Origin of the sequence: Aeromonas sp. 2692-1 (genome assembly GCF_013085505.1) — a bacterium.
In the GTDB taxonomy this organism is placed as follows: Bacteria; Pseudomonadota; Gammaproteobacteria; order Enterobacterales; family Aeromonadaceae; genus Aeromonas; species Aeromonas hydrophila.
The window spans coordinates 1074309-1097347 of sequence record NZ_CP038513.1 but is presented as its reverse complement, the minus strand read 5'-3'; the positions used below and the strand labels follow the sequence as shown (position 1 = coordinate 1097347).

At 60.5% G+C, this 23039-nt stretch carries 20 protein-coding genes and 1 pseudogene; 13 read left to right on the top strand and 8 right to left on the bottom strand.

The genetic code is table 11. The annotated features are described in order from the left end of the window. Positions 1-8: 8 nt before the first annotated feature. Positions 9-2771 (bottom strand): magnesium-translocating P-type ATPase, encoded by a 2763-nt coding sequence (gene mgtA / locus E5E97_RS05345; RefSeq protein WP_171279959.1) that lies wholly within the window; start codon positions 2769-2771, stop codon positions 9-11. A gap of 1230 nt (positions 2772-4001) precedes the next feature. Here mgtA and E5E97_RS05340 point away from each other — a divergent pair. Together E5E97_RS05340 and E5E97_RS05335 are read left to right on the top strand one after the other, a co-directional pair. Next, the gene (locus E5E97_RS05340; protein ID WP_171279958.1) at positions 4002-5624 is read left to right on the top strand and encodes a methyl-accepting chemotaxis protein; all 1623 of its coding nucleotides are present in this window, start codon (positions 4002-4004) and stop codon (positions 5622-5624) included. A 125-nt stretch (positions 5625-5749) separates the two neighbouring features. Beyond that, the gene (locus E5E97_RS05335; protein ID WP_171279957.1) at positions 5750-6859 is read left to right on the top strand and encodes a YeeE/YedE thiosulfate transporter family protein; all 1110 of its coding nucleotides are present in this window, start codon (positions 5750-5752) and stop codon (positions 6857-6859) included. 86 nt (positions 6860-6945) lie between these two features. On the opposite strand, the gene E5E97_RS05330 is transcribed toward E5E97_RS05335, so the two are convergent. Next, positions 6946-8139: a DUF2920 family protein gene (locus E5E97_RS05330; protein WP_162902070.1), complete on the bottom strand. Its 1194-nt coding sequence runs from the start codon at positions 8137-8139 to the stop codon at positions 6946-6948. A 150-nt stretch (positions 8140-8289) separates the two neighbouring features. After that, positions 8290-8910 (bottom strand): LysE family translocator, encoded by a 621-nt coding sequence (locus E5E97_RS05325; RefSeq protein WP_118882120.1) that lies wholly within the window; start codon positions 8908-8910, stop codon positions 8290-8292. Positions 8911-9011: 101 nt separating this feature from the next. Between E5E97_RS05325 and E5E97_RS05320 the strand changes: the two genes are divergently transcribed. After that, positions 9012-9896, top strand: coding sequence for a LysR family transcriptional regulator (locus tag E5E97_RS05320; RefSeq protein ID WP_118882121.1), 885 nt, complete (start codon positions 9012-9014; stop codon positions 9894-9896). A 9-nt stretch (positions 9897-9905) separates the two neighbouring features. On the opposite strand, the gene E5E97_RS05315 is transcribed toward E5E97_RS05320, so the two are convergent. Then, positions 9906-10580, bottom strand: coding sequence for a chromophore lyase CpcT/CpeT (locus tag E5E97_RS05315; RefSeq protein WP_041213570.1), 675 nt, complete (start codon positions 10578-10580; stop codon positions 9906-9908). 271 nt (positions 10581-10851) lie between these two features. Between E5E97_RS05315 and E5E97_RS05310 the strand changes: the two genes are divergently transcribed. The 3 genes from E5E97_RS05310 (at position 10852) to E5E97_RS05300 (ending at position 12648) form a co-directional block, all read left to right on the top strand. Continuing rightward, entirely contained in the window at positions 10852-11508 is a 657-nt protein-coding gene (locus tag E5E97_RS05310; RefSeq protein WP_017410561.1) for a DUF3313 domain-containing protein, read from the top strand. Between the two features lie 98 nt (positions 11509-11606). Next, a complete protein-coding gene (locus E5E97_RS05305; RefSeq protein WP_118882122.1) occupies positions 11607-12119 on the top strand; it encodes a cupin domain-containing protein in 513 nt (170 codons plus the stop codon). Between the two features lie 79 nt (positions 12120-12198). Further along, positions 12199-12648 carry an SRPBCC family protein gene (locus E5E97_RS05300; protein ID WP_118882123.1) on the top strand — a complete coding sequence of 150 codons (450 nt, stop codon included), beginning with the start codon at positions 12199-12201 and terminating at the stop codon, positions 12646-12648. 89 nt (positions 12649-12737) lie between these two features. Here the strand turns inward: E5E97_RS05300 and E5E97_RS05295 are convergent, their stop codons facing one another. After that, on the bottom strand, positions 12738-13238 hold the full coding sequence (locus E5E97_RS05295; protein ID WP_039214812.1) for a DUF1993 domain-containing protein: 501 nt from the start codon (positions 13236-13238) through the stop codon (positions 12738-12740). Between the two features lie 278 nt (positions 13239-13516). On the opposite strand from E5E97_RS05295, the gene ydfZ reads away from it, so the two are divergent. Both ydfZ and E5E97_RS05285 read left to right on the top strand, forming a co-directional pair. Then, positions 13517-13714, top strand: coding sequence for a putative selenium delivery protein YdfZ (gene ydfZ, locus E5E97_RS05290; RefSeq protein ID WP_049046801.1), 198 nt, complete (start codon positions 13517-13519; stop codon positions 13712-13714). A 234-nt stretch (positions 13715-13948) separates the two neighbouring features. Then, positions 13949-15352: a hypothetical protein gene (locus tag E5E97_RS05285; protein WP_118882124.1), complete on the top strand. Its 1404-nt coding sequence runs from the start codon at positions 13949-13951 to the stop codon at positions 15350-15352. A 96-nt stretch (positions 15353-15448) separates the two neighbouring features. On the opposite strand, the gene E5E97_RS05280 is transcribed toward E5E97_RS05285, so the two are convergent. Beyond that, positions 15449-15790 (bottom strand): SH3 domain-containing protein, encoded by a 342-nt coding sequence (locus E5E97_RS05280; RefSeq protein ID WP_118882125.1) that lies wholly within the window; start codon positions 15788-15790, stop codon positions 15449-15451. 237 nt (positions 15791-16027) lie between these two features. Here E5E97_RS05280 and E5E97_RS05275 point away from each other — a divergent pair, with 237 nt between their 5' ends. From E5E97_RS05275 to E5E97_RS23470, 5 genes and pseudogenes are all read left to right on the top strand, one after another. Beyond that, positions 16028-16813 (top strand): hypothetical protein, encoded by a 786-nt coding sequence (locus E5E97_RS05275; protein ID WP_102989690.1) that lies wholly within the window; start codon positions 16028-16030, stop codon positions 16811-16813. Positions 16814-17090: 277 nt separating this feature from the next. Continuing rightward, positions 17091-17984, top strand: coding sequence for a LysR family transcriptional regulator (locus tag E5E97_RS05270; protein WP_171279956.1), 894 nt, complete (start codon positions 17091-17093; stop codon positions 17982-17984). Positions 17985-18171: 187 nt separating this feature from the next. Beyond that, entirely contained in the window at positions 18172-18609 is a 438-nt protein-coding gene (locus E5E97_RS05265) for a DUF2846 domain-containing protein (RefSeq protein WP_171279955.1), read from the top strand. 90 nt (positions 18610-18699) lie between these two features. After that, positions 18700-19668 (top strand): hypothetical protein, encoded by a 969-nt coding sequence (locus E5E97_RS05260; RefSeq protein WP_171279954.1) that lies wholly within the window; start codon positions 18700-18702, stop codon positions 19666-19668. A 60-nt stretch (positions 19669-19728) separates the two neighbouring features. Further along, positions 19729-19947: pseudogene (locus E5E97_RS23470) on the top strand (transposase); the annotation flags it as partial. Between the two features lie 89 nt (positions 19948-20036). On the opposite strand, the gene E5E97_RS05255 reads toward E5E97_RS23470, so the two are convergent. Both E5E97_RS05255 and uvrD read right to left on the bottom strand, forming a co-directional pair. After that, positions 20037-20735 carry a GIY-YIG nuclease family protein gene (locus E5E97_RS05255; protein ID WP_171279953.1) on the bottom strand — a complete coding sequence of 233 codons (699 nt, stop codon included), beginning with the start codon at positions 20733-20735 and terminating at the stop codon, positions 20037-20039. Between the two features lie 86 nt (positions 20736-20821). Next, positions 20822-22993, bottom strand: coding sequence for a DNA helicase II (gene uvrD, locus E5E97_RS05250; RefSeq protein WP_010635485.1), 2172 nt, complete (start codon positions 22991-22993; stop codon positions 20822-20824). Positions 22994-23039: the final 46 nt, after the last annotated feature.

Here is a 23039-nt window from a genome sequence, read left to right as displayed (position 1 = left end):
GCCCTTCATCAGAACCACTGGCCGTGGCGCTTGATGTAGATGCTCTTGACGGTCTGGGTCAGCCCCATGTAGGCCAGCATGGTGATCACCAGCCACATGAAGTACTTGGGCCCATCCAGGGTGATGAAGCCGAAGTGCTCGGCCAGCGGCGAGAACGGCAGGTAGCAGCCGATGGCGATGGCGATCGAGGTGGAGAGCAGCACCGGCAGGGTGGCGGTACTCTGCAGGAACGGGATCTTGCGGGTACGCAGCATGTGCACCACCAGGGTCTGCGACACCAGCCCCTCGATGAACCAGCCGGAGTTCATGATGGCCTGACCGTTGACCAGCGGATCCATGCTGCCGTTGGCGGTGGCATAGAGAGCACCGGCACCGAACACGAACCACATCAGGCAGTAGGTGCTGATGTCGAACACCGACGAGGTCGGGCCGAGCCACAGCATGAAGCGCTTGATGTTGCTCGCCTCCCACTTGCGCGGGCGCTTGAGGAACTCGGGGTCCATCTTGTCCCACGGCAGCAGCATCTGGGAGACGTCGTACACCAAGTTCTGGATCAGCATCTGCATCGCCAGCATGGGCGCCCAGGGCAGCCAGGCGGAGGCCACCAGCACCGAGAAGACATTGCCGAAGTTGGAGCTGGCCGTCATGTTGAGGTACTTCAAGATGTTGCCAAAGGTCTCGCGCCCCTTGATCACCCCCTCCTCCAGCACCATCAGGCTCTTCTCCAGCAGGATGATGTCGGCGGTCTCCTTGGCGATGTCGGCACCGCTGTCCACCGAGATCCCCACGTCCGCATCCCGCAGCGCCGGCGCATCGTTGATGCCGTCGCCGAGGAAACCCACGGTATTGCCGTTGGCCTGCAGCGCCTTCACTACCCGCGATTTCTGCAGCGGGGTGAGCTTGGCGAAGATGGTGGTGTGCTTGACCACTGTGCACAGCGCCACGTCGTCCATCACCTCGATATCCTTGCCAAGCAGCGGCACGCCGGGCTCCAGCCCCACATCGCGGCACACCTTGCTGGTGATGATGGGGTTGTCACCGGTCAGCACCTTGACCGCTACCCCGTAGTCGTTAAGGGCACGGATGGCCGGTGCGGCCGAGTCTTTGGGCGGATCGAAGAAGGTGAGGAAGCCGCGCACCACCAGCTTGACCTCGTCGCTGGTGCGATAGCTCTGCTTGCACTCGCCCGCCGGGATCTCGCGGGTCGCCACGATCAGCACCCGATAGCCCTCGGCGTTGAACTCCTCGCTCTGGCGCAGCAGGGCGCGGCGATCCGCGTCGGTCAGCACCCTAACCTCCTGGCCATCGGCGATCTGGCTGGAGACGGCCAGCATCTCTTCCACCGCCCCCTTGGAAACCATCAGCTGCTGGCCCAGATCGTCCTGCACAATCACCGACAGGCGCCGGCGCACGAAGTCGAACGGCAGCTCGTCCACCTTGCGGTAGTTGGCCGGCTTGCAGCTCTCCCCCAGCGCATCGGCGTGCTCGACCACCGCGATGTCCATCAGGTTCTTCATGCCGCTCTGGTGAAAGCTGTTGAGCCAGGCCAGCTGCAGGATCCGGTCGTCCCGTTTGCCACGCACGTCGTAGTGGTGCTCGAGGATGATCTTGTCCTGGGTCAGGGTGCCGGTCTTGTCGGTGCAGAGCACGTCCATGGCGCCGAAGTTCTGCACCGAGTTGAGCCGCTTCACCACCACCTTGCGCTTGGCCATGGCCACCGCGCCGCGCGCCAGGTTGGCGGAGACGATCATCGGCAGCATCTCGGGGGTGAGCCCCACCGCCACCGCCAGCGCGAAGGTGAGCGCCGACATCCAGTCACCGCTGCTGACCCCGCTCAGCATGAAGACGATGGGCACCATCACCAGCATGAAGCGGATCAGCAGCTTGGTGACGCTGTTCACGCCGCGATCGAAGCTGGTCTCGATGCGCTTGTGGCTCACCACGTTGCGGGCCAGCGAACCAAAGTAGGTGTCGCTGCCGGTGGCCACCACCACGGCACGGGCGGTACCGCTCACCACGTTGGTGCCCATGAAGCAGATGTTGGGCAGATCGAGCAGTCCCGCCTCCCCTGCGCCGGTGCCGTCCGCCGACTTGCCGGCCACGGCGCCCAGGGTGTCGTACTTCTCCACCGGCAGCGCTTCGCCGGTCAGCACCGCCTGGCTGATGAAGAGATCGCGGGACTCGATCAGCTTGATGTCGGCCGGGATCATGTCCCCCGCCTGCAGGTGCACTATGTCACCGGCCACCAGCTCGGTCATCGCCACCTCCTTGCGCTGGGGGGCGACCCCGGGCGAAGGACGGCGCTGCACGGTGGCAGTGTTGCGCACCAGCGACTTGAGCGCTTCGGCCGCCTTGGCGGAGCGGTACTCCTGCCAGAACCGCAGCAGACCGCTCAGGCCCACCATGACGCCGAGGATGATCACCTTGACCCAGTCCTCGTCACCCGGCTCGGCCATCAGCACGTCCATCACGTAACTGACCAGCCCGAGCACGATCAGCACCATCACGAAGGGGTTCTTGAACGCCTGCAGCAGCTGGATCAGCGCATGGGGCGGCTTGTCGTGGGTCACCTCGTTGGGACCAAACTGGATCAGGCGGTTGGCGGCCTCGGTCGCGGTGAGGCCGTCGATGTTGCCGCGCACGGCGGTGAGGGTGTACTCGAGGGACTTGTCGGCCTCATCGAGCACCCGGGAGGAGAGCTTCTCCTTGGCACTGGCCGGGGCAACGAACCCCTGCTGCTTGTGCCGGCTGGCGGTATGTTGTTGTTTCATGACTCGTTATCCTGATTTCTACGCGCAAGCGGGCCCTGTCGCGGGCCGGGCCTGGCGTCAGTACTGATGTGAAAAGGCAATGGACCCGGCAGCGAACAGGCAGCCGCCGCACACGGGGCGCCCGCAGACAGCAGTCTGCGCGACCACACCGGCATGCTCGGGTCGGATCAGGGGTCAGGACACCGCATCCCGTTCCCCGCAGGGGGATCAGGAGTGGGTAGGCGTGGACCCCGAGGGTCTAGGTTTGGGCTCTTCGGTCATGACGGTTCCTCCGAGTTGAGCGGCAGCAAGCCGGCCCCGGCATATCGAGGGCACGGCAGGTCGTCACCGGCGGGCAGATCCGCACGGCGGCGTTATCGGCAGGAGGCAAGGGCCGCAACAGGGCGACCAGGACCGATAAAGGAGATCAGGATAACCACAGGCAACAATAACGGCATGATGGCCGAATAATAATGAGGAGGGTTCATGGTCCGGTCACATGAGAAATCAACCGCACCCCATGAATATATTGAGAAATAGCCAGCGCATATTTCAAAATATATAAAGAAGAGACCTTCATTATTTAAATTCGCAACGCAGCCTATCGAAAACCACATTGTTTTCAATACGAACTGTCCATCCTGTTATTTCACGCCGGCCTGTTTGTCCCTGCCCACCAAAGATCCGGTGAACGGGCGCAACGGGCAGCCCCGGGCCCATGACAAAGGGCGTACGTGGCAAGGCGTGCAATTGCTGGGGCGCGAGGCGGCATGGCTCGCAGAGGGAGTGGAACAATCCGGGGAGCAACGCAGATCCCGGCGGGACTGGGTTGCAAGAGTCGAGATGACTCGCTAGATGCCACACTCTGAGCGATCAGAGTGAGGGAGAAGAAGGGATATCAACCTCAGTTCTGATTAGCCCACATCGCGCTGTGCAATCGGCTACAACTGTCGCTTTCCATAATATCCTTCCATCTGTTGATAACACGCCAAGATTCTACCCAGAAATATTTGGCGGCGCAAAATATAAATTCATATTTTAATAAATCACCAGCCATGAATTGCCATTCTCCTATTTTTTCGCGAACGCTTCTCAACGCCTATTTGAGAATGGCTCAACCGACCGGCCGTGATGTCGATCGCTCCGTCAGCCCTCACTGACAGCAACGCCCGCCGCGATATGGCCCGCGCGGCAGGTCTTTATACGGGATGGGACTATGCTATCCATGTGCCGGATTCATATGGGGGTTACATGTTCAAGGCAATCCATGATCGTTCGCTGCTGTTCAGCCAGGCGCTGGGTATATTGATCTTCATCATCCTGATATCCATCAGCTTCTTTGGCCTCTACTCGGTGAAGAGCGCAGCGGACAAGATGGGCGAAGGCAAGGATGTCGTCGCGGACATACTGCCGCCCCCGCTCTACCTCATCGAGGCGCAACTGCAGGTCTATACCCTGCTGCATGCCGCGGCGAGCGAGCGGGAGGGGTTGCTGCAATCGCTCGCCCGCCTGGAGCAGGAGTTCAACGACCGCAATCGCTTCTGGCAGGAGAGCACACTCGACGACCAGCTCAAGCAGAGCCTGCTGGGGGAACAGCGCACCCAGGCCGAACGTTTCTGGCAACTGCTCGACAGTCAGTTCATTCCGGCCGTGCAGGCCGGCCGGCTCGAGCAGGCAGCGGCCATCGCCGCCCAGCTGCGCACCCTGTACCTGGCCCACAGGCTTGGAGTCGATGCCACCGTCAGCCGTGGCAGCCAGTATGCCGCCGAGCAGCTGGCGCAGCTCAGCCTCACCGCCCGGATGTGCTACTGGCTTCTGCTCGTCGCCGCGCTGACCGGCTGCGCCCTGGTCTTCTGGCTGGGCCGACCGACCCAGCAACGGTTGCTGGCCGCCGGCAAGGCGACCGCAGCCATTGCGGAGGGGGCCCTCGACAGCCCCATGCCGCCTCCCGGCGACGATGCCATCGGCGATCTGATACAGCGCATTGGCCGGATGCGGGATCAACTCTCCACCCTGGTCGCCGCCCTGCAGCAGAGTGCAGGAACGCTGCATCAGCAGGCCACCGGCTTGAGCAGCCTCTCCCGCCAGCATGTGGACGACAGCCTGGCCCAGGTGGACGCAGCCCGTCAGGTGGAAGAGGTGATCGAGCAACTGCAGGCCCTGATCCAGCAAAGCGATGCCCAGCTGCAGCAGGTCACCGGCATGACCTCGGGCTCCGAGGCCCACGCCAATGCCACCCGGCTGGTCATTCAGGAGGTGGAGCAGGTGATCCGTGCCCAGGCTGACGGAGTGAGGCGGGTCTCCGGCACCATCGGCGACCTGGCCGGCCTGTCCCAGCAGATCTCCGGTCTGGCGGGGGCCATTCACGGCATCGCCGAGCAGACCAACCTGCTGGCGCTCAACGCCGCCATCGAAGCCGCCCGGGCCGGTGAACAGGGGCGCGGCTTTGCGGTCGTAGCCGACGAGGTGCGCTCCCTTGCCAGCCGCACCGGCGAGGCCACGACGGAGATCACCAGCATCATCGGCCGGATCCAGGATACCAGCCAGCGGGCCGTCAACGAGATGGACACCGAGCTGGCCAGGGTGGGCAAAACGGTGGAGCACGTGGCCGACGCCAAGCAGAGCATCACCAGCATTGAGCAGGGCTGCGGCGAGATCTGCCAACGGATCGATCAGGTCGGAGCCCTGCTGGAGCAGGAGAAGAGCCTGATCCACGCCATCAACAGCAACGTCGGCGAGATGTCCCGCCTTGCGGCCAAGGTCAACGACAGCGCCCGCCATGCGGCGAGCGAAGCCGATACGGTAGCGACTAACTCCCAGGCACTGACCCGCCAGACCCAGCACTTTCACCTCGCGCCACCATCCCGCCACTGATCCCCGGGGCAGGGTCTGTCCTGCCCCCATTCGCGCCCCGCAGGGTTAAATCGATAGCCTTGGACTCAATGAGGGAATAGGATCCGCACTCCCAATTCTTCATCCAGCTATAAGGATCAACAGGCATGAATCGAAAATGGTCGCTCCCCATCGTGGCAATCGCGGGGGGAGCGTTACTCTGGCTCGGCAACACCTTTGGTATGAAATGGGCTCTGATGGCCCTGATCGGATTCGGCTTCGGCTTCACCCTCTCCTTCAGCCGCTTCGGCATCGTGTTCGGTTGGCGCGAGATGCTGACCAAGCGCAACAGCTACTACGTGCGGGTTCACCTGCTCACCATCGCCATCGAAATTCTGCTGTTCACCTGCTTCCTCTCCTTTAGCCACGCCCTGTTTGGCGATGCCATGGTGGGCAACGTGATGGCTATCGGCATTCCCTTCATCGTCGGCGCCTTCCTGTTCGGCATCGGCATGCAGCTGGCGGGCGTCTGCGCCACCGGCACCCTTTACTGCTGCGGCGAGGGGCAACCCCGCTTCTGGCTGGTGCTGCTCTGCTACGGCATAGGCACCCTGATCAGCAACCAGCTCCGCCCCGAACTGGAGGCCACCTTCTCCAGCCATGTGGTACTGGCAAAAGACCTGACCGGCAATCTCTGGAGCGGCATGCTGCTCAACCTGGCGCTGGTCGCCGCACTGTTCCTGCTGTTTCGCAAGAGCGAGCTCAAGCGTACCGGCGAGCTCAAGCCCCTCTTCAGCGGTGGCAACCTGTTCTGGCGCGACGGCCGCTTCACCGTGCTGACCGGCGGCATCATCATAGCTCTGCTCAACTCCAGCGTCGTCGCCCTGCACGGCTCGGCCTGGACCATCACCGGCGCCGTCTATGACATGGCGCTGCGCGGTGCCTCCCTGTTCGGCCTGTTCGAGGGGAACCCCAAGCTGGCCCAACCGCTGTTCATCAACCCCATGGTCGGCATGTTCTGGCTGGGGATCCTGGGGGCCATGCTGGCGCGCTGCATTAGCGGTGGCGGCACCTTCGCCCCGATGCGGCTCGGCAACAGCCTGGCCTCCATCCTCGGCGGCCTGCTGATGGGGATGGGCGCCATGTACAGCGCCTGCAACCTCGGCGGTTTCTTCGACGGCACCGCCTCCGGCAGCCTGCACGGCTGGGTCTGGATGCTGATGGCCCTCGCCGGCAGCCTGATCGGCATCCGCCTGCGCCCGCTGTTCAAGCTCTGAGCCGCGAGCCATCGATAACAACAACGGGGGCCAAGCCCCCGTTGTTTATTGGCAAGCACCCTGCGCCAGGCTCTCGGCGGAGGCCGTCAGGCCTCGATACGCTGGCGTTGCAGCCGCACCTCAGGGTTGGCAAAGTTCAGCTGATAGACCGAGTGACCGGCATGCAGAGTCACCTCGGCGGCGCGAGTGGCCGTAAAGGCAGGCGAGCGTTCGGCCAGCAGCGCCAGCCCCTGCGCGAAGAACTGCAGCATGGAAAGCCCCATGCCGTGCTCCATGTTGCGAATGAACTCACCATCGACACTCGACTCGTCGAACAAGATCAGCTCGGCATTGAAGCCCCGTGCCAGCATGGCGCGTGCCATGGCCAGTTTGGCATCGGCAGGGGCGATGGCGTCATGGATGGCGTGCACCATCAAACAGAAGGTCTGCGTCCCCCCCTGCGCGGCCATCTGATCGAGCTGGGAGGCACTGAACGCCCGGATGATGAAGGCATCCACATCGAATTCGTGCGGGTGCCCGGCCACCATCCGCCAGGGAGAGTCCACGCACAGCGCCAGCTCCACTCCACCTTGCAGGCTGCACTGGTACTCCACCGCGCCGATGTCCCGTCCCACCACATAGGCCAGATTGGGCTCGGCCCAGGAGGAGTTATCAAACAGGGCGCGGACATAGCCGGGGCGAAACTTGTTGACCAGCTGCGCCAGGTAACCGCCGTAGGAGGAGCCAACCAGTATCAGGTTGTCGCGATTGCCACCGTAACGGAGCATCGCATCTTCGATGGCATTGAGGATATCGAGGGCAGCCATCACCCCGAAGTTCTGGTAGGCCCCATCGGGTGGCACCAACACCCCCTGAAAGCGCAACGGTGCAGCTGGCTGCACACCATCCAGCGCACGCAACAGCGCGGTATCGGACGTCTTGGCCGGCAAGTCCAGCAGAGCGAGAGCACGCTCACGCTCCTCTGGCAGCAAGGAGATGGCGGCCCCCACCGCCGGACGCGAACGCATGCAGAAATAGTCGACACAAAGTGCAGCCATGCCGTGCTGCGCGGCCACCTTCTCGCAAAAGATCTGGCTGTAGGCACCCAGATCACCGCCAAATCCCGGGATATAGACCACCAGGCCGCTGCCAGCCCGTTCGGCACCATGGATCCGGTAGCGTACCTGACGCTCGCCACACAACCCCAATTCCACGTCGGGATGACCGACCACCTCGTGCTCGTAATAGGACATGTTGCCAACCTTGTTGAAAGGCCATGCCATGGGCATCGCCTCGACCATGTCAGTTGGGGTCCTGATTATCCTTGCCCCACTCCCTGAACCGGGGAGCATGCGGCACAAAGAGCACCAATGGAATCTTATTTTTCCTGCTCACCCCATTCGGGATACACGCTACACTGCAGCCAACAGGAACCCAGTCCGGGTCCTTGCCTACCTCAACCCCTTGAACAGCAGCAACAAGGCGAAGCCGGTGAACATCACCGCCGACAGCCGGTTGATCCCCCTGGTGAAGCGTTCGCCATAGCCTTGCGCCCCCACCCAGTGGAACACCAGGCAGTAGCCGCCATGCACCACCAGCACCACGGCGCTGAAGGTGACCGCCAGCAGCATGCACTGACCCAGCGCCCCGTGACGAAAGTCGATGAACTGGGGAAACAGGCTGGTGAAGAAGATGATCGCCTTGGGGTTGAGCAGGCTGATGAGCGCCCCCTTGATGAAGATGCGGCGGCAATCCCGATCCGGCCCGGCCCCCGGCACCGGGCTCACCGCTCGCTGGCGCCAGGAGTTGAGCCCCAGATAGAGCAGGTAGAGTGCGCCGCCCAGGGTGAGGATCTGCTGGCCCGCGGCCAGCCAGCGGGTGAACCAGAGCACCGCCAGCGAGGCCAGGCTCGCCACCAGCAGGATGCCCACCGCCACCCCGCAAAAGCCGGCGATGGCGTGGCGGGTGCCCCGGGTCAGGGTGTTGCCTATGGTGTAGATCACGGCGGGCCCCGGGCTCAGCACGGTGCCGATGGCGAGCAGCAGATAGAGGGCGTAATAGTCGAGTGTCATCGGGCAAGATTCCAGCATGGATTGGCTGCCGCCCAGTATATTGACAGCCGCGACGCCAGCCAGACATAGTGGCGCTCGGCTTTATAAACCAGGAGTTTAGAGTGGATCGCTTGACGGCCATCGAGATCTTCGTCGAGGTTGCCCGCGCGGGCAGTTTCGCCGCCGTGGCGGAGCGTTTCGCGATGACACCGGCCATGATCGGCAAGTACATCAAGTGGCTGGAGGCCAGGGTCGGCTCTCGCCTGCTCAATCGCAACACCCGTTGCCAGAGCCTGACCGAGGCGGGCCAGGAGTACCTCGCCGGCTGCCAGAACCTGTTGCAACACTACCGGGAGCTGGAACAGAACACCCTGGCCAATACCGGCCAGGCGGCGGGCAGGATCCGCATCAATGCCCCCGTCACCTTCGGCAGCTACCGGCTGACGCCGCTGCTGTGCCGCTTCATGGAGCGCTACCCGCAGATCCGCATCGAGCTGGATCTGTCGGATCGCTTGGTGGACGTCATCGGCGACGGCTTCGATCTCATCTTCCGGGTCGGCCAGCCCAAGGACGCCGGCTACATCGCCCGGCCGCTGGCCAGCTCCGATTCGGTGTTCTGCGCATCCCCGCACTACCTGCAACGCCACGGCATTCCCCTCACGCTGGCGGATCTGGCCCGCCACCACTGCCTGGGATTCAGCCCCTGGCTCGGCCAGTCGAGCCTGGCCGAGGCCTTTCCACTCGAACAGCTGCACCTGTGGGACAGTCCCTTCATCAGCAACCACGGCAGCGCCCTCAAGGTGGCCGCCCTCAACCACGCCGGCATCCTGCTGCAGCCGCGCGCCCTGCTGCGCGAGGAGCTAGAACGCGGCACCCTGCAGGAGATCCTGGCGGATGCCCTGCCCGCCCCGCGCCCGGTCAACCTGCTCTACCCGGCCAGGGAGCCCCTGCCACTGCGCCTGCGGCTGCTCATCGACTACCTGAGCGAGCAGCGCCACCAGTTGTAGGGTGCAGCCTTACTCGCCGCGCTGTTTCACCCGGCGCAGATAGACATAGCCCTCCCCCGGGCTGCCCCAGCGCTGATGGGCCTCGGTGTCGTAGGCCCGATCCAGCAATCTCACGCTGTGGGGGCCGATCCAGAGGTACTGCACCAGGGTGCTGGCGCCGCCAAAATTGGTGGAGCAGCTGCCCACCTTGCTGTGGCCGGCGTACTCCCCCGACGGCTGGCGGGTCAGCCAGATCTCGCAGCCCTGACGCAAAGAGAGCTGCTGCGGTGTGAGGGAGTCGAGCAGCTCGGGCTGGCGCCAGGCACCGGCGAAGTCGATGGCCCGTGGCATGGTCAGCTCGGCCATCAGGATGCGGCCGTCGGGTACCAGCGAGAAGCGGTAGATGCGCTGGCGGAACGGGCGTACCGCCCGCTCGGTCAGGAACTGCTCGGCATAGACCCAGCGAAAACCCTTGTAGCCGGGCCAGATCTCCACCAGCCGCAGCTCGGCACTGGTGAAGCGGTTGTCGTAGCTGGCCTGCTCGCGACTGGAGAACTCGCCGGTAAACCAGGAGAGCAGCGGCTCCATGCTGGCGGAGGGTGCCGTGGTGGTGCTGTCAGGGGGCGTGGTGACGAAGGGGGTGGGTGCCGCCCAGGCCAGGCAGGAGAGCAGCAGCCCGCACAGGGCCGCCATCAGGCTGGTCATCGAATCCTTCCGAATCAGTTTCATGGCGGCGATTATATGAGCGAACGGCGCCAATATCCGCAACCTTGATCAAATGATTGCCGATCCGAAGCAAAATCATCGTATTAGCGTCATATCCCGGCCAGTGGGTGGCGGCCGCCTGCGGGCTGGATCCCGCCTGAACGCCGCTGCACTCTTCGCTTGTGGGCGCTCTTTGAATCGGTTATTTCTCTTGCAATGCCCTGCGCACCGGATGCCAGGGTCGGGCAAGCGCCGCAATCAGGAGCAAAAGATGAAAAGAGCCGTAATCGCGGGCATGGTGGCCATTCTGCTGGGTGGCTGCGCGGTGAAGAACCAGGTCTCCCACAGCCTGCAGGCGATTCCGCTGACCGCCTTCCAGCAGAGCGAAAGCAACCCCAACCAGCGCATCTACAAGGAGCCCGGCGTGGATCTGCGCCAGTACCATCAGGTGCTGCTCGATCCCTTGCAGTTCATCCGCCAGGAGAACGGCCAGTGGTACCTGCTGACCGCCAACGAACAGAACGAAATCGGCCGCTACTACCACGCCACCTTCCAGCGCGAGCTGATGAGCCACGGCGTCAAGATTGCCACTGCCCCCGGCCCCGGCGTGATGCGGGTGCAGGCTGCCATCACCAACTTCGACCTGACCCGGCCCGACCCCAAGCTGCGGGATCTGCTGCCCGCCAAGATCGCCATCAACGTCACCCGCGAGGTGATCGGCAAGGAGCCCTATCTGCTCAAGGTGGGCAGCATGGCCCAGTTGCTCGACTCCCAGAACGGCAAGCTGCTGGTGCGGGTGATGGATGCGCGCGAGAGCCCGGACACCACCCACAAGGACAGCCCCATCACCGCCAGCGAGATGGAGAAGATGATCGACCAGTGGGCCGCCGGCCGCGCCAAGCAGCTGGCCGACAACCTGGGCCGCTAGTCCGGCTCGCCGCCTCCCGGGCGCAAGACGCCCATTCCCGGCCCCGTGCGCCCAGCACGGGGCCGCCTGTTTCCCCTTTCATTCGACAAGGAGCCGTCATGAACCGTCATCCCAGCATCAAGCACTGGCGCGAGCTGCAGGAGCCCGAGCCCGGCCGCTACTCCGGCAGCGAGGAGCCGCTCTCCCTGGGCAGCGCCCTCGGCAGGCACTACGGCTTTGCCCGCCTCGGCATTCACCACGAGCTGCTGCCGCCGGGCCGGCGCACCAGCTGGCCCCACGCCGAGGAGACCGAGGACGAGTTCGTCCACGTGCTGGAAGGTACCCCGGACGTCTGGCTCGATGGCGTGCTCCATCGGCTGCAGCCCGGTGACTCGGTCGGCTTCAAGGCGGGCGACGGGCTGGCCCACACCTTCATCAACAATACCGATCAGCCGGTGCGACTGCTCTGCGTGGGCGACACCGATCGGGCGGACAACCACATCCACTACGCCGTGCACCACGAGCGCAACCGCTTCATCGGTGCCCGCCACTGGGATGCGGTACCCGAACGCGAGCTGGGGGATCACGACGGCCTGCCCGACCAGCTGCGCGAGCGCAACGGCCCCTTCTAGGGCCCGCAGCCGGCCAGTCGTCGGCAAACGGACGCAACCGACTATCCTTGATGGACCCAAGGCAACGAGGAACAGAGAGATGAGGACAGGAACAGTGCGGCTGCACCGGGTGCTCAAGGCACCGCCGATGCGGATCTACCGGGCCTTTATCGAGGCCGATGCGCTGGCCAAGTGGCTGCCACCCTATGGCTTCACCTGCCGGGTGGAGCAACTGGAGGCGCAGGTCGGCGGCCACTTCCAGATGGCGTTTACCCATTTTGGCAATGGCAACAGCCACGCCTTTGGCGGCGAATACCTGGAGCTCGAACCGGGCAAGCGCATCCGCTACACCGACCGGTTCGACGATCCCAACCTGCCGGGAGTGATGCACGTGACCGTGATCCTGACCGGGGTGGTGTGCGGCACCGAGCTCGCCATCGTGCAGGAGGGGATCCCCGAGGTCATCCCGGTGGAGATGTGCTACCTCGGCTGGCAGGAGTCGCTGGCCCAGCTGGCCGCCTTGGTGGAACCGGAGATCCCGGCGCAGTAACCCACCCGCGGTGACCCCGAAAACGACAGAGCCTGCCACTGTGGCAGGCTCTTTTTATGCGGGGCCAAAGCCCGAATGACGGGATGAGCTTATTGCAGGTTGATGGCGCCCAGGTAATCCCCCTTGCCAAGCTCGACCCCGGCCTTGCGCAGCAGGGCATAGGTCATGGTGAGGTGGAAGTAGAAGTTGGGGATGCCGTACTCATGCACGCAGGTGTAGCCGTCCATCCCCTTGCCACCGGCCCAGTAGGGGTAGTAGTGGCCGCTCGCATACTGGCTGAAATCGGCATCCAGCTTGCTCTGCAGATAGGTGAGGGTCTTGGCTACGTGGGCGCGCAGATCCGCCATGGTCTTGGGGTCATCCCCCAGCACCGGCGGCTCGCTCAGGCTGGCGGTGGCCACCACGGCACGGGCGCTGTCGCAGCAGATCAGCACCTGCTTGCTGAATGGCAGCATGTCGACGATCAGCCGATCGCCGAAGAAGTTCTCCACATTGAATTTCTTGGCGGCGGCGTGAGCCTCGGCCTTGGCCAGGCACTGGTCGAGGTTGGTCAGCATCTTGATAAACTGGGCGACGATATCACGATTCATAATGCGCTCTCGGTTGGTTGAAGGCAGTTATACGAGCGGCATCCACTATAGCGTATCCCCCCGTTTGTTCGAGCCCGCCCCCGCAAAAAGCAGAATCCACCTGCCTTCCCAGCGACAGGATTGGACGACCCCGCGCGGCAAGCCCGCTTGCCCTTGCCGACGCACCGAGTCCCTCTCTGGCTCTTTTTTGATCTGTGACATGCATCACTCTTTGGCAGGGGCGTAGGCTGATCCGCGCAGCCCGGGCATATCGCCGGGCCCCACAAAAGGAGAGTGCCATGAAAATCTATGACCGAAACCGCAATGCGCTCACTGCGGGTCAGCGCGTGATGATCGCCGCCACCGGCGCCGTCGACGTTCTAAAAGAGGCCCACACCGACAACCTGACCCCCTATCAGGCCGAGCATGAGAAGTGCGTGCTGCTGGCCAACTCCCGGGAGCAGTACGCCCCCATCGAGTTGATTAGACTAGGCTGATACCCCGCGTTCTCTGTCACCCTACTCTTTACAATTCACCCGGCCGCCGCGCCCCGTCAGTGGCCGGGTTTCTGATTTTTCCTCTACATCCGTCCCCACGCCGCGTCATGGGAGCATGCACGCTATCGGCACGGGGCTCACCATGAACAGGGGGTGGCTCAACCCCTTCCACTACATCTACTTACCTGTACGGACTACCCTCATCGGGGTGCCACATAACAAGGAGAGTGAATCATGTACGGGAAAATCCTTCTGATCGTCTGTCTGTTATTACAGGGTTGTACCAATGCTCCTCAACGCCGGCTTGCCTCGGCAGAAAAGCAATTGAGTACGGATGGTGAAACCACCATGCTGTATCACTCTGTTCTTTATTATCCGGATGAACTGAGTTTGCGTTTTGATGGTTATCTGATTGGCGTGGAAAAAAGCCCGCGTGACCTGGTCTCTACACCGCAAAGCGTGAAGGTCAGCTCCCCCTCAGAGAAGACCTTGAAGACATCAACAGACGCATTATTAAACCAGCCCAAGTTGTTGTATATCTCACATATTCTGCGAGAGCAGGCCCAGCCCCAATCCGCCGAAAACCATACCTGTGCCTTGTATAACCTTTATCAACGACTGGAGCCCGCACAATCCCAGCTGGTTGAACCCTGCGCCGAGCAGAATATGCTACCGATGGCAGTCACGCAGCGGCGTTGCCAGGATAAAGAGGTCTGCGGTTATGACGACAGTTGGGATGCGCTGAAGCTGTTAAAACAGAGCATGATTCAGCGCCTAGTGACACAGGCCAATACAGGCAAGCCTTACAGCGACATTGTGGTCATTGTCATGGGCTGGAATACGGTGCAAGAAGAAGCCATTCGCAACTTCAACTCCATCATGCTCAATGTGAAACGCAGTGCCCCTGCCGATTTCAATCCCCTGGTTATCGGTGTCACCTGGCCTAGCCAATGGAGCAGCAGTTGGATTGAACCGATTTATCGACTCACCAGCTTCCCCACCAAGGCCGGCGACGCCGACGAACTTGGCCTGAGCTGGCTGGGAGTGCTGATACAGCAGACACTGCCGGAAGTAAAAGCCGCATTGCCTCAAGCCCAGCAAGCGCAACTCACGACATCGCTGATTGGCCATAGCTTTGGCAGCCGCGCCTCCAATGTGGCTGCCTGCTTTGGTCCGGCCATTTATCAGGATCACTACCAGCCCCCCACTGCGGGCATTGATAACCTGATCAACCTGCAAGGAGCCTTTAAACTGACCCAGCTGACCGATAACGCCACATCGACCTCAGCGACAGTATTTTGCCCTCTGGTGAAGCAGGTAGCGCTGACGGCATCGATCAATGACCAAGCCATGAGCAAGGCGCCCGGGGGAGGCTATGCCGGCGATGCCAGGAGCTATGCAGAGATTTGCTCCAATACCAACACCCTTATTCGCTGCGCCTTCGCCGATCATCACGGTAACCTGTTCGGTGTAAGCGGCTCAGCCCGCAGCAACATCACCTATATCGATGCGAGCAGTCTCATCAGTGAGAACGCCTATCTAAGTGGTGGCGGCGCGCACAGTGACATCTATCGCAAAGAACATGGCCGTCTGATTTATCAGCTGATGCGACAGGGAAAAACTCCCCCTCTTGATTGAGCGCGCGGCGCAACATTCACTCTGAATCCGCCAGCCTGCTGCGCCATATCGTTACGGCGGGTGATCACAACACCTCACCCGCCACCATCAACGACCTCAAGAGACTGGCGCGATGGCCCTGGCCGGGATCCAGCCTGATTGCCCCGCTTCGTTATGTACCCAGAGCCAGCCTGCCAACTCCCGATCCACTCGAACCCGCTCCCCCGCCGCCACGTCCAGCTCGCGGGCGGTATAGTCCTGGCGCGCCTGCGCCTCCCCGGCGCCGATCGAGGTCAGCAGGGACAGGGGCGCCCACCCCTCGTTGCCGTCTGCGGTAAAGGTGCGTACCCAGCCCGGGAACTTGTCGTCCTCGTGGCCGATGCGCACCCGCTCACCGGCCCGAAAGGCGATGGGATTGGGGTAACAGGTGTGGTGCGCCGTGGTGATCAACGCCAGCATTGTCTCTTCCTCCGACAGGTTATGTTTGGTGACGCCCCGAGTCATACCACAAGCCGGGCCCCGTTGCGTCAACCGGGCTCACACCCTCTGGCAGAGGGCGTTCTCCCCCGGGGCGGGCCGACGACCCTGATCCCCACGATTCATTACTGTCAGTGAATTTTCATATCATCCGAGTGTCATTTCAGTGAACACATCCCCGCCCTAGACTGCTTCTCGAACCTTAACGAGGAGTCTTGTATGAAACTCACCCATATCCCGTTGCTGGCCGGCACCCTCGCCTCGGCCTTCTCTTTCAACACCTTCGCCGGTGACCTTGTCTCGGTGCAGTTCAGCGATGGCCGCGCCGCCGTGACCGGGGTCGAAGCGGTCAACAACGCGCTCAACCCCATCGGCGTCAACGTGGTCACTGTCGACATTCCCGAGGCCGCCAGGCCCCTGCTTGAAGCCTCCCACCGCCGCGCCCTGACCAAAGCGGAGCACGGCGCCCTGATCTCGGCCTTCAACCTGAGTCAGGGGGAACTGCTGGAGCAGGCCAGGCTCGCAGGGCGCGCGCCTGCGGTGCAAGGGGGCGGCGTCGCCACCGAAGAGACCGGCGTCGGCCCCTACCCCAAGGTCTATGACCTGATGGCGCTGGACGAGCGCACCCGCAGCGCCGTGCTCGGCAAATATGGCCGCATGCACGTCAACTCCGCAGAAGACGGCACCGACATCGACGAGGTGATGACTGTGGTCAGCGGCGGGCCGTTCCGCTGGGGCTTTACCCTCAAAGACGGCAGCATCGCCCGCTTCCAGATAGACAAGGTGGGCCTTGAGGACAAGGCCGTGCGGATCAGCTATCACGGGCTCGGCATGCACGCCGGGTTGATGGATGCAAAACAGGGGCTGTTGGTGGCCTTCGCCCACGGACCCAGAGCGTTCACCATGCGCTACCAGGCCGACGTGCCCCACGCCCAGCTGCTCGGCACCAACCCCTGGGCCGATGTCGGCATCACCCTGCCCCCCGCCCCTGGCAAGGTGCAGTAAGCCGGTGCGTGCCATCTGGCGGCGGGGCCCGGGCCCTGCCGCCTGCTTTTATGCCTGCCGTCACGGGCCGGTGTGCCCGGGGCCCATCGCCTCCCTTTCGTCTGCGTCTCTGCCGGGCCCGCCACGCCCCGGAGGGCCATGATCCGGGCCGGTCTGCCACGGGCAACTCTCTGTCTGGCGGGGGATGGGGGTGGACACCCCGGGGAACCGCACTATTGTGATAAAAGTGCGCAATGATGGCGCCATCATTTACCAGTAGTGAATTAACGGGGGCAGGATGAACAAGATCACGGCGCTGAACGTCTTTCGCCGGGTGGTGGAGATGGGCACCTTCAGGGCGGCGGCGGACGATCTGCGCCTCTCCCAGGCGGCGGTCAGCAAGAACATCAACGGGCTGGAAGCCTTTCTCGGCATTGCGCTGATCAACCGCACCACCCGGCGGCTGAGCGTCACCGAAGCCGGCATGGCCTATTACGGCCAGATATGCGCCGTGCTGGACAGCCTGGAGGCCGCCGACCAGTCCATCATGGCCGCCTCCTTCACCCCCAGGGGCAGGCTGAGGATCGGCATGCCCATGTCCTTCGGGCTGATCCGCCTCAACCCCCTTGTCTGCGAATTCCAGCGCCGCTACCCGGAAATCGGCATCGAGGTGATCCTGAGCGACACCTACATGGATCTGGTAGACCAGGGGCTGGATGTGGTGATCCGGGGGGCAGGCACCCTGGAGGACTCCACCCTGCGCGCCAAACCCCTGTGCGAGGTGCAGCGGGTGCTCTGCGCCGCCCCCGACTACCTGAAGGAGGCGGGCCAGCCTGCCCACCCGGCGGATCTCAAGGCCCACAACTGCCTGCGCTACAGCCTCTCCTCCTCCCCCAACAAGTGGTTCTTCACCCGGGACGCGGAGAGCGTGGCAGTGGAACTGCCCCCCGCCAGCTTCTGTGCCAACAACGGAATTGCCCTGAAACAGGCGGCGGTGCATGGGCTCGGAGTGATCCTGGTACCGGATGAATTCGTGTCGGACGAACTGGCGGACGGCTCCCTGGTCAAACTGCTCCCCAACTGGCAACCCGCCCCCCACGCCCTGTTCGCCGTCTACCCCTTCCACAAGGAGCAGTCCCGCAACGTGCGGCTCTTTATCGAGTTTATCGTCAAGGCGTTTCAGCCGAGGTGAGCCAGACAGGCGGGAGCTTGGGGTTTGTGCCTCCGTGCGAAACGCCGATAACCTGTGGATCTGCCCCATGCCGGTTAATTGTCGGAATATTGAATCCCGTCACACCGTCGGTGGTTTGAGTAGTTGCCCGGTAACAAAGCCTCATGCGAACCTTTAAACCCCGTTAACCCACTCAAACCAAACCACTATGTTCAGGCAAATATTGATGAGTGCTGCACTGCTGTCGGCGGCGCTGCTTTCCGGTTGTGCTTCCGTACCCATGGCCGATGCCACCGCAGACGCGCAGGCCAAGCAGTTTGTGGCACCCAAGGATGCAGCCAACCTCTATATCTATCGCAATGAGACCTTCGGCACAGCGGTGAAAATGCCGCTGCTGGTGGATGGCTCTGCCGTAGGCGATACCGTGGCCCACAGCTATATCCTCAAGCAGGTGACGCCGGGTAGCCACACCATCACCTCCAAGTCGGAGAACGATGCCACCCTGACCCTCAGCACCGAGGCGGGTAAAAACTACTACGTCTGGCAGGAGGTCAAGATGGGCCTGCTGATGGCCCGCTCCAAGCTGAGTCAGGTCAGTGAAGAGGAGGGCAAGCAAGGGGTGATGGAGAGCAAGCTGGTTAAGTAGCTTTATGAAACATATGTGTTGAGTGATGTAAGTTTTTATGGATAAAAACTCTTCACTCTCATCTTTAACAGAATTAATTTAGGGATAGCCATGGATATATTATTAGTTTCCAACACACCAAACTCGAGCAATGGTTATGTGACAGTTGATGGTGAGAATACTGACTTCATTAACTTCATAAATAAAGAGTTTACCCCGCCAGAAGATACTGAGAACACTGTCCTCTGGAATATAAAGAATTTCGCATCCAAGGCTAATATAGTTTACGCGGCAAATGTTTTATACCAAGCTGCCACCAGCAAAAAAAACTTACAAATAAAGAAAGTGCCAAAAATCAGTTCTGGGAAAAAGCATCAAAGAGTTGATTTGCTTTCTCAGTCAGTTATCGTACCCAAAAAAACTATTGTAGACGGAGAGGTAGAATATAATAACGAGATTTTCAAAGGAATGTTCAAATTGAAGGAGCAGTTTGAACAAATAATAAAAAATATGGACTCTGATGATTCAGAGATAATCGTTTGTGACGCAGAGTCTGTTGCAACCTCTTTAGGTTTGGATAGTATTGATGTAGGTATATACACCATTGACAATACAAATCGCCTTATCAAGCTCTCTAATTACTCTCAATGCATGTGGGAAAATGTCAAAGATGGAATAATAAAGACATTTCTCAACCTTAATGCAAATAGAATATATATATCAGATAAGACAGAAGTCTCTGCAGATACTATTCTTTCAATTAGCAAAGAAGTGATCTCATTAGCACCTAAATTAGGTTTAAACTTAAGAAGAAGAGATGTTTTTAGCTTTGATATGAAGTTGCGTGGGGTATTTGATGTAGAGAAGGCATCAGAATCATTATATAAAATCACTGCATTCCCTGAGCTTAAAGCATTGGCTGAACACATCATTGCGAACAACAATTCAGGACAAAGCTACGAAGGAGTTGCATTTTTAGATGTTTCTTTTGGGGCTGATTTGAATTTAATAACTATCTTCCAAGGTGCATTCTCATCTGGTTACTCAAGAGAGCTGCAGATAAAAATCGAGTTCGCCTAAATGAGGTGTTCCCTATTTTTGTTAAAAAATGGCGTAGCCAGATCGGCTACGTCAGAGGTTCGGGGTATCTGGCAACGCCATTATTGGGAACACCTGATCCGGGATGAGCAGGATTACCGCCGCCATATGGATTACGTCCATATCAACCCGCTCAAGCATGGTCATGTCACGAGGGTGGTCGATTGGCCGTATTCCACCTTCCATCGTTACGTGGCGAGCGGCGTCTATCCGCCGGATTGGTGCGGGTCGGTGGATGGGGCATCGAGGAGATTGGAGTAAACCCCTAACAGGGTTGTTCCGTTGTAAGCGTCCGATTACGCTTCGCTAATCGAACCTACGGTCCTTGAGCGTGATCCTGCGTAGATTATTTATCCTAATAAATGCGTTATTTTATTGTTGAAAAACAGCTTTCTAAACGCACGTGTAAATGACCACATGCAATGCCCCTTCAAATACCCTAAATGCTCAAAAACTTGAATGTCATATTTTTCACCATCGATCTTAATATAGAGGTTTTTATACTTAAGGCAAAAGGATTTCAAGTGTCGCCTTGCTGTACCAATCTTTATATGACGATAGTCAGAGTATTGATTCGCACTCATAAAACACGTATCAACATCATGCTCAGACAGCAGAATATCTAACATGGTATTACTAGGCGTATTTGCCATCATTAGGCGCCATATTATATTTCCGCTTAAGTTAAGTTTTGGATTTTCATTTCTGGCATGCAGTCTGTTATCCAAATTAATACTGTCACATGGTTCTATATCATGGTTGTCGGTGTAATCCGCAGCCAGTTCAACAGATTTTATGGCTTCCTTCAATGGGATTTTGAAGAACTCCTTACTTTGATTAATCCTATATCTATCTAGAAGTAGATGTGTGCGAATCTCAACATTAAATTTATCCTGTACTGCAGTGAAAAATTTCACTTCAAAATCCAATGGTATTCCTGTATTACGACTTAAATAATCAGCCCTTTTCTTCGGTGAGTCAGAGGTAAATCCGATCTTTAAAATATTACTCTTGAAGGATGGATTACTCAGCACATAAACATAATGCATTTAGACGTTCTTCCCCAAAATACATTCAATATTTCTCTGAAAAACAGACCCTGAACTGGGCATTCAGGGTCTGTTTATAGACGGCATCAGAGCGCTTCCAGTCTCGCATACGCCGTCACCAGCCACTTGGCGCCGACGTCGTCGAACTGGATCTGCACCCGGCTCTGCTGGCCAACTCCTTCGAAGTTGAGCACGATCCCTTCCCCGAATTTCGGATGGAGCACCCGCTGGCCGAGCTTGATGCCGCTGGCGTCGAAGCTCTGCTGCACTTCGTTCTGGCTAAAGCGGCCGTACTGGGTGGGGCGGCTGACCTGAGTGCGCAGCCGGATCTCCTCCAGGCACTCGGCGGGCATCTCGCGGATAAAGCGGCTCGGTTTGTGGAACATCTCGCGGCCGTAGATGCGGCGGCTCTCGGCATAACAGATGTAGAGCTTCTCCATGGCGCGGGTCATGCCGACGTAACAGAGGCGCCGCTCCTCCTCGAGCCGCCCCGACTCCTCGGTGGATTGCTGGCTGGGGAACATGCCCTCTTCCACACCGACCAGCAGCACCAGGGGGAACTCCAGCCCCTTGGCGCTGTGCAAGGTCATCAGCTGCACCGCATCGGCGTATTCGTCCGCCTGATTCTCGCCGGATTCCAGCGCTGCGTGGGCGAGGAAGGCGGAGAGATCGCTCATGTCTTCCAGCTCGTCCGGGCGCTGGTACTGGCGGCAGGCGGTGACCAGTTCGTCCAGGTTCTCCACCCGCGCCTGGGATTTCTCACCTTTTTCCGCCAGATACATCGCCTTGAGGCCGGAGTGCTGGATGGCGATATCCGCCTGCTGGTGCAGCGGCAGCAGGGAGACCTGTTCTTCCAGCGCGTCGATGAGATCGACAAAGCCGCGCACCGCGTTGCCGGCACGGCCGGTCAGCACCTTGTCGTTGAGCAGCGCCTTGGCCGATTGCCACAAGTTCTGGCCCTGATCCCGGGCGTTATTGCGCAGTATCTCGAGGGTGCGATCGCCGATGCCGCGGGTCGGGGTGTTGACCACCCGCTCGAAGCTGGCGTCGTCGCCACGGTTGTTGATAAGGCGCAGGTAGGCCATGGCGTCCTTGATTTCCTGGCGCTCGAAGAAGCGCAGGCCGCCGTAGATGCGATAGGGCATGGCGTCCTGCATCAGCGCCTCTTCCAGCACCCGAGACTGGGCGTTGGAGCGATAGAGGATGGCGCAATCGGCCAAGAGGCCGCCTTTCTCTTTCCAGTCCTTGAGACGGCCGACCACGAAGCGGGCTTCGTCCACCTCGTTGAAGGCGGCGTACAGCGAAATCGGCTCACCCTCGGCCCCCTCGGTCCACAGCTCCTTGCCAAGGCGCTCGGCGTTGTTGGCGATGACGCAGTTGGCCGCTTTCAGGATGTTGGCGGTGGAGCGGTAGTTCTGCTCGAGGCGGATGGTCTCGGCGCCCTGATAGTCGGTCAGAAAGCGCTGGATGTTCTCGATCTTGGCGCCGCGCCAGCCGTAGATGGACTGGTCATCGTCGCCGACGATCATCACCTTGCCGGAATCCCCTGCCAGCATCCTCAGCCAGGCGTACTGGATGCCGTTGGTATCCTGGAACTCGTCCACCAGGATGTTCTGGAAGCGGTCGCGGTAGTGCTCGAGGATGTGCGGCTTGTTGAGCCACAGCTCGTGGGCGCGCAGCAGCAGCTCGGCAAAATCCACCAGCCCGGAGCGATCGCAGGTCTCCTGATAGGTCTTGTAGATCTGCTGATAGGTGCGGGTGACGGGGTCGCCGTAGAGGTCGATGTCGCCGGGGCGCAGCCCTTCATCCTTCTTGCCGTTGATGTAGCCCATCACGGCGCGCGGGGCCCAGTGCTTCTCGTCGAGGTTGAGCGCCTTGAGCACCCGGCGAATGAGGCGGTACTGGTCGTCGGAGTCGAGGATCTGGAAATCCTGCGGCAAGCCCGCATCCAGATGGTGGGCCCGCAGCAGGCGGTGGGCGATGCCGTGGAAGGTGCCGATCCACATGCCGCGCACGCCGTCACCGATCACTTTCTCAACCCGGCCACGCATCTCGGCCGCCGCCTTGTTGGTAAAGGTCACCGCGATGATGGAGAAGGGTGAACAACGTTCCACCTGCATCAGCCAGGCGATACGGTGCACCAGCACCCGGGTCTTGCCCGAACCGGCACCGGCCAGCACCAGCAGGTTGCAACGGGGGGCCGCAACGGCATCTCTTTGCTTGTCATTGAGCCCGTCGAGCAGGGTTGAAACGTCCATCACCACTCCTGTTTATTTATACAGGCGGGGATTATACGACCTGCGG

Coding starts and splice junctions, on each gene's coding strand:
- mgtA (WP_171279959.1), bottom strand. CDS start 2,771: ATGAAACAACAACATACCGCCAGCCGGCACAAGCAGCAGGGGTTCGTT.
- ydfZ (WP_049046801.1), top strand. CDS start 13,517: ATGAAAATCTATGACCGAAACCGCAATGCGCTCACTGCGGGTCAGCGC.
- E5E97_RS05265 (WP_171279955.1), top strand. CDS start 18,172: ATGTTCAGGCAAATATTGATGAGTGCTGCACTGCTGTCGGCGGCGCTG.
- E5E97_RS05330 (WP_162902070.1), bottom strand. CDS start 8,139: ATGGTCGAGGCGATGCCCATGGCATGGCCTTTCAACAAGGTTGGCAAC.
- E5E97_RS05280 (WP_118882125.1), bottom strand. CDS start 15,790: ATGCTGGCGTTGATCACCACGGCGCACCACACCTGTTACCCCAATCCC.
- E5E97_RS05295 (WP_039214812.1), bottom strand. CDS start 13,238: ATGAATCGTGATATCGTCGCCCAGTTTATCAAGATGCTGACCAACCTC.
- E5E97_RS05270 (WP_171279956.1), top strand. CDS start 17,091: ATGAACAAGATCACGGCGCTGAACGTCTTTCGCCGGGTGGTGGAGATG.
- E5E97_RS05275 (WP_102989690.1), top strand. CDS start 16,028: ATGAAACTCACCCATATCCCGTTGCTGGCCGGCACCCTCGCCTCGGCC.
- E5E97_RS05305 (WP_118882122.1), top strand. CDS start 11,607: ATGAACCGTCATCCCAGCATCAAGCACTGGCGCGAGCTGCAGGAGCCC.
- E5E97_RS05260 (WP_171279954.1), top strand. CDS start 18,700: ATGGATATATTATTAGTTTCCAACACACCAAACTCGAGCAATGGTTAT.
- E5E97_RS05325 (WP_118882120.1), bottom strand. CDS start 8,910: ATGACACTCGACTATTACGCCCTCTATCTGCTGCTCGCCATCGGCACC.
- E5E97_RS05335 (WP_171279957.1), top strand. CDS start 5,750: ATGAATCGAAAATGGTCGCTCCCCATCGTGGCAATCGCGGGGGGAGCG.
- E5E97_RS05255 (WP_171279953.1), bottom strand. CDS start 20,735: ATGCATTATGTTTATGTGCTGAGTAATCCATCCTTCAAGAGTAATATT.
- E5E97_RS05300 (WP_118882123.1), top strand. CDS start 12,199: ATGAGGACAGGAACAGTGCGGCTGCACCGGGTGCTCAAGGCACCGCCG.
- uvrD (WP_010635485.1), bottom strand. CDS start 22,993: ATGGACGTTTCAACCCTGCTCGACGGGCTCAATGACAAGCAAAGAGAT.
- E5E97_RS05315 (WP_041213570.1), bottom strand. CDS start 10,580: ATGACCAGCCTGATGGCGGCCCTGTGCGGGCTGCTGCTCTCCTGCCTG.
- E5E97_RS05340 (WP_171279958.1), top strand. CDS start 4,002: ATGTTCAAGGCAATCCATGATCGTTCGCTGCTGTTCAGCCAGGCGCTG.
- E5E97_RS05285 (WP_118882124.1), top strand. CDS start 13,949: ATGTACGGGAAAATCCTTCTGATCGTCTGTCTGTTATTACAGGGTTGT.
- E5E97_RS05310 (WP_017410561.1), top strand. CDS start 10,852: ATGAAAAGAGCCGTAATCGCGGGCATGGTGGCCATTCTGCTGGGTGGC.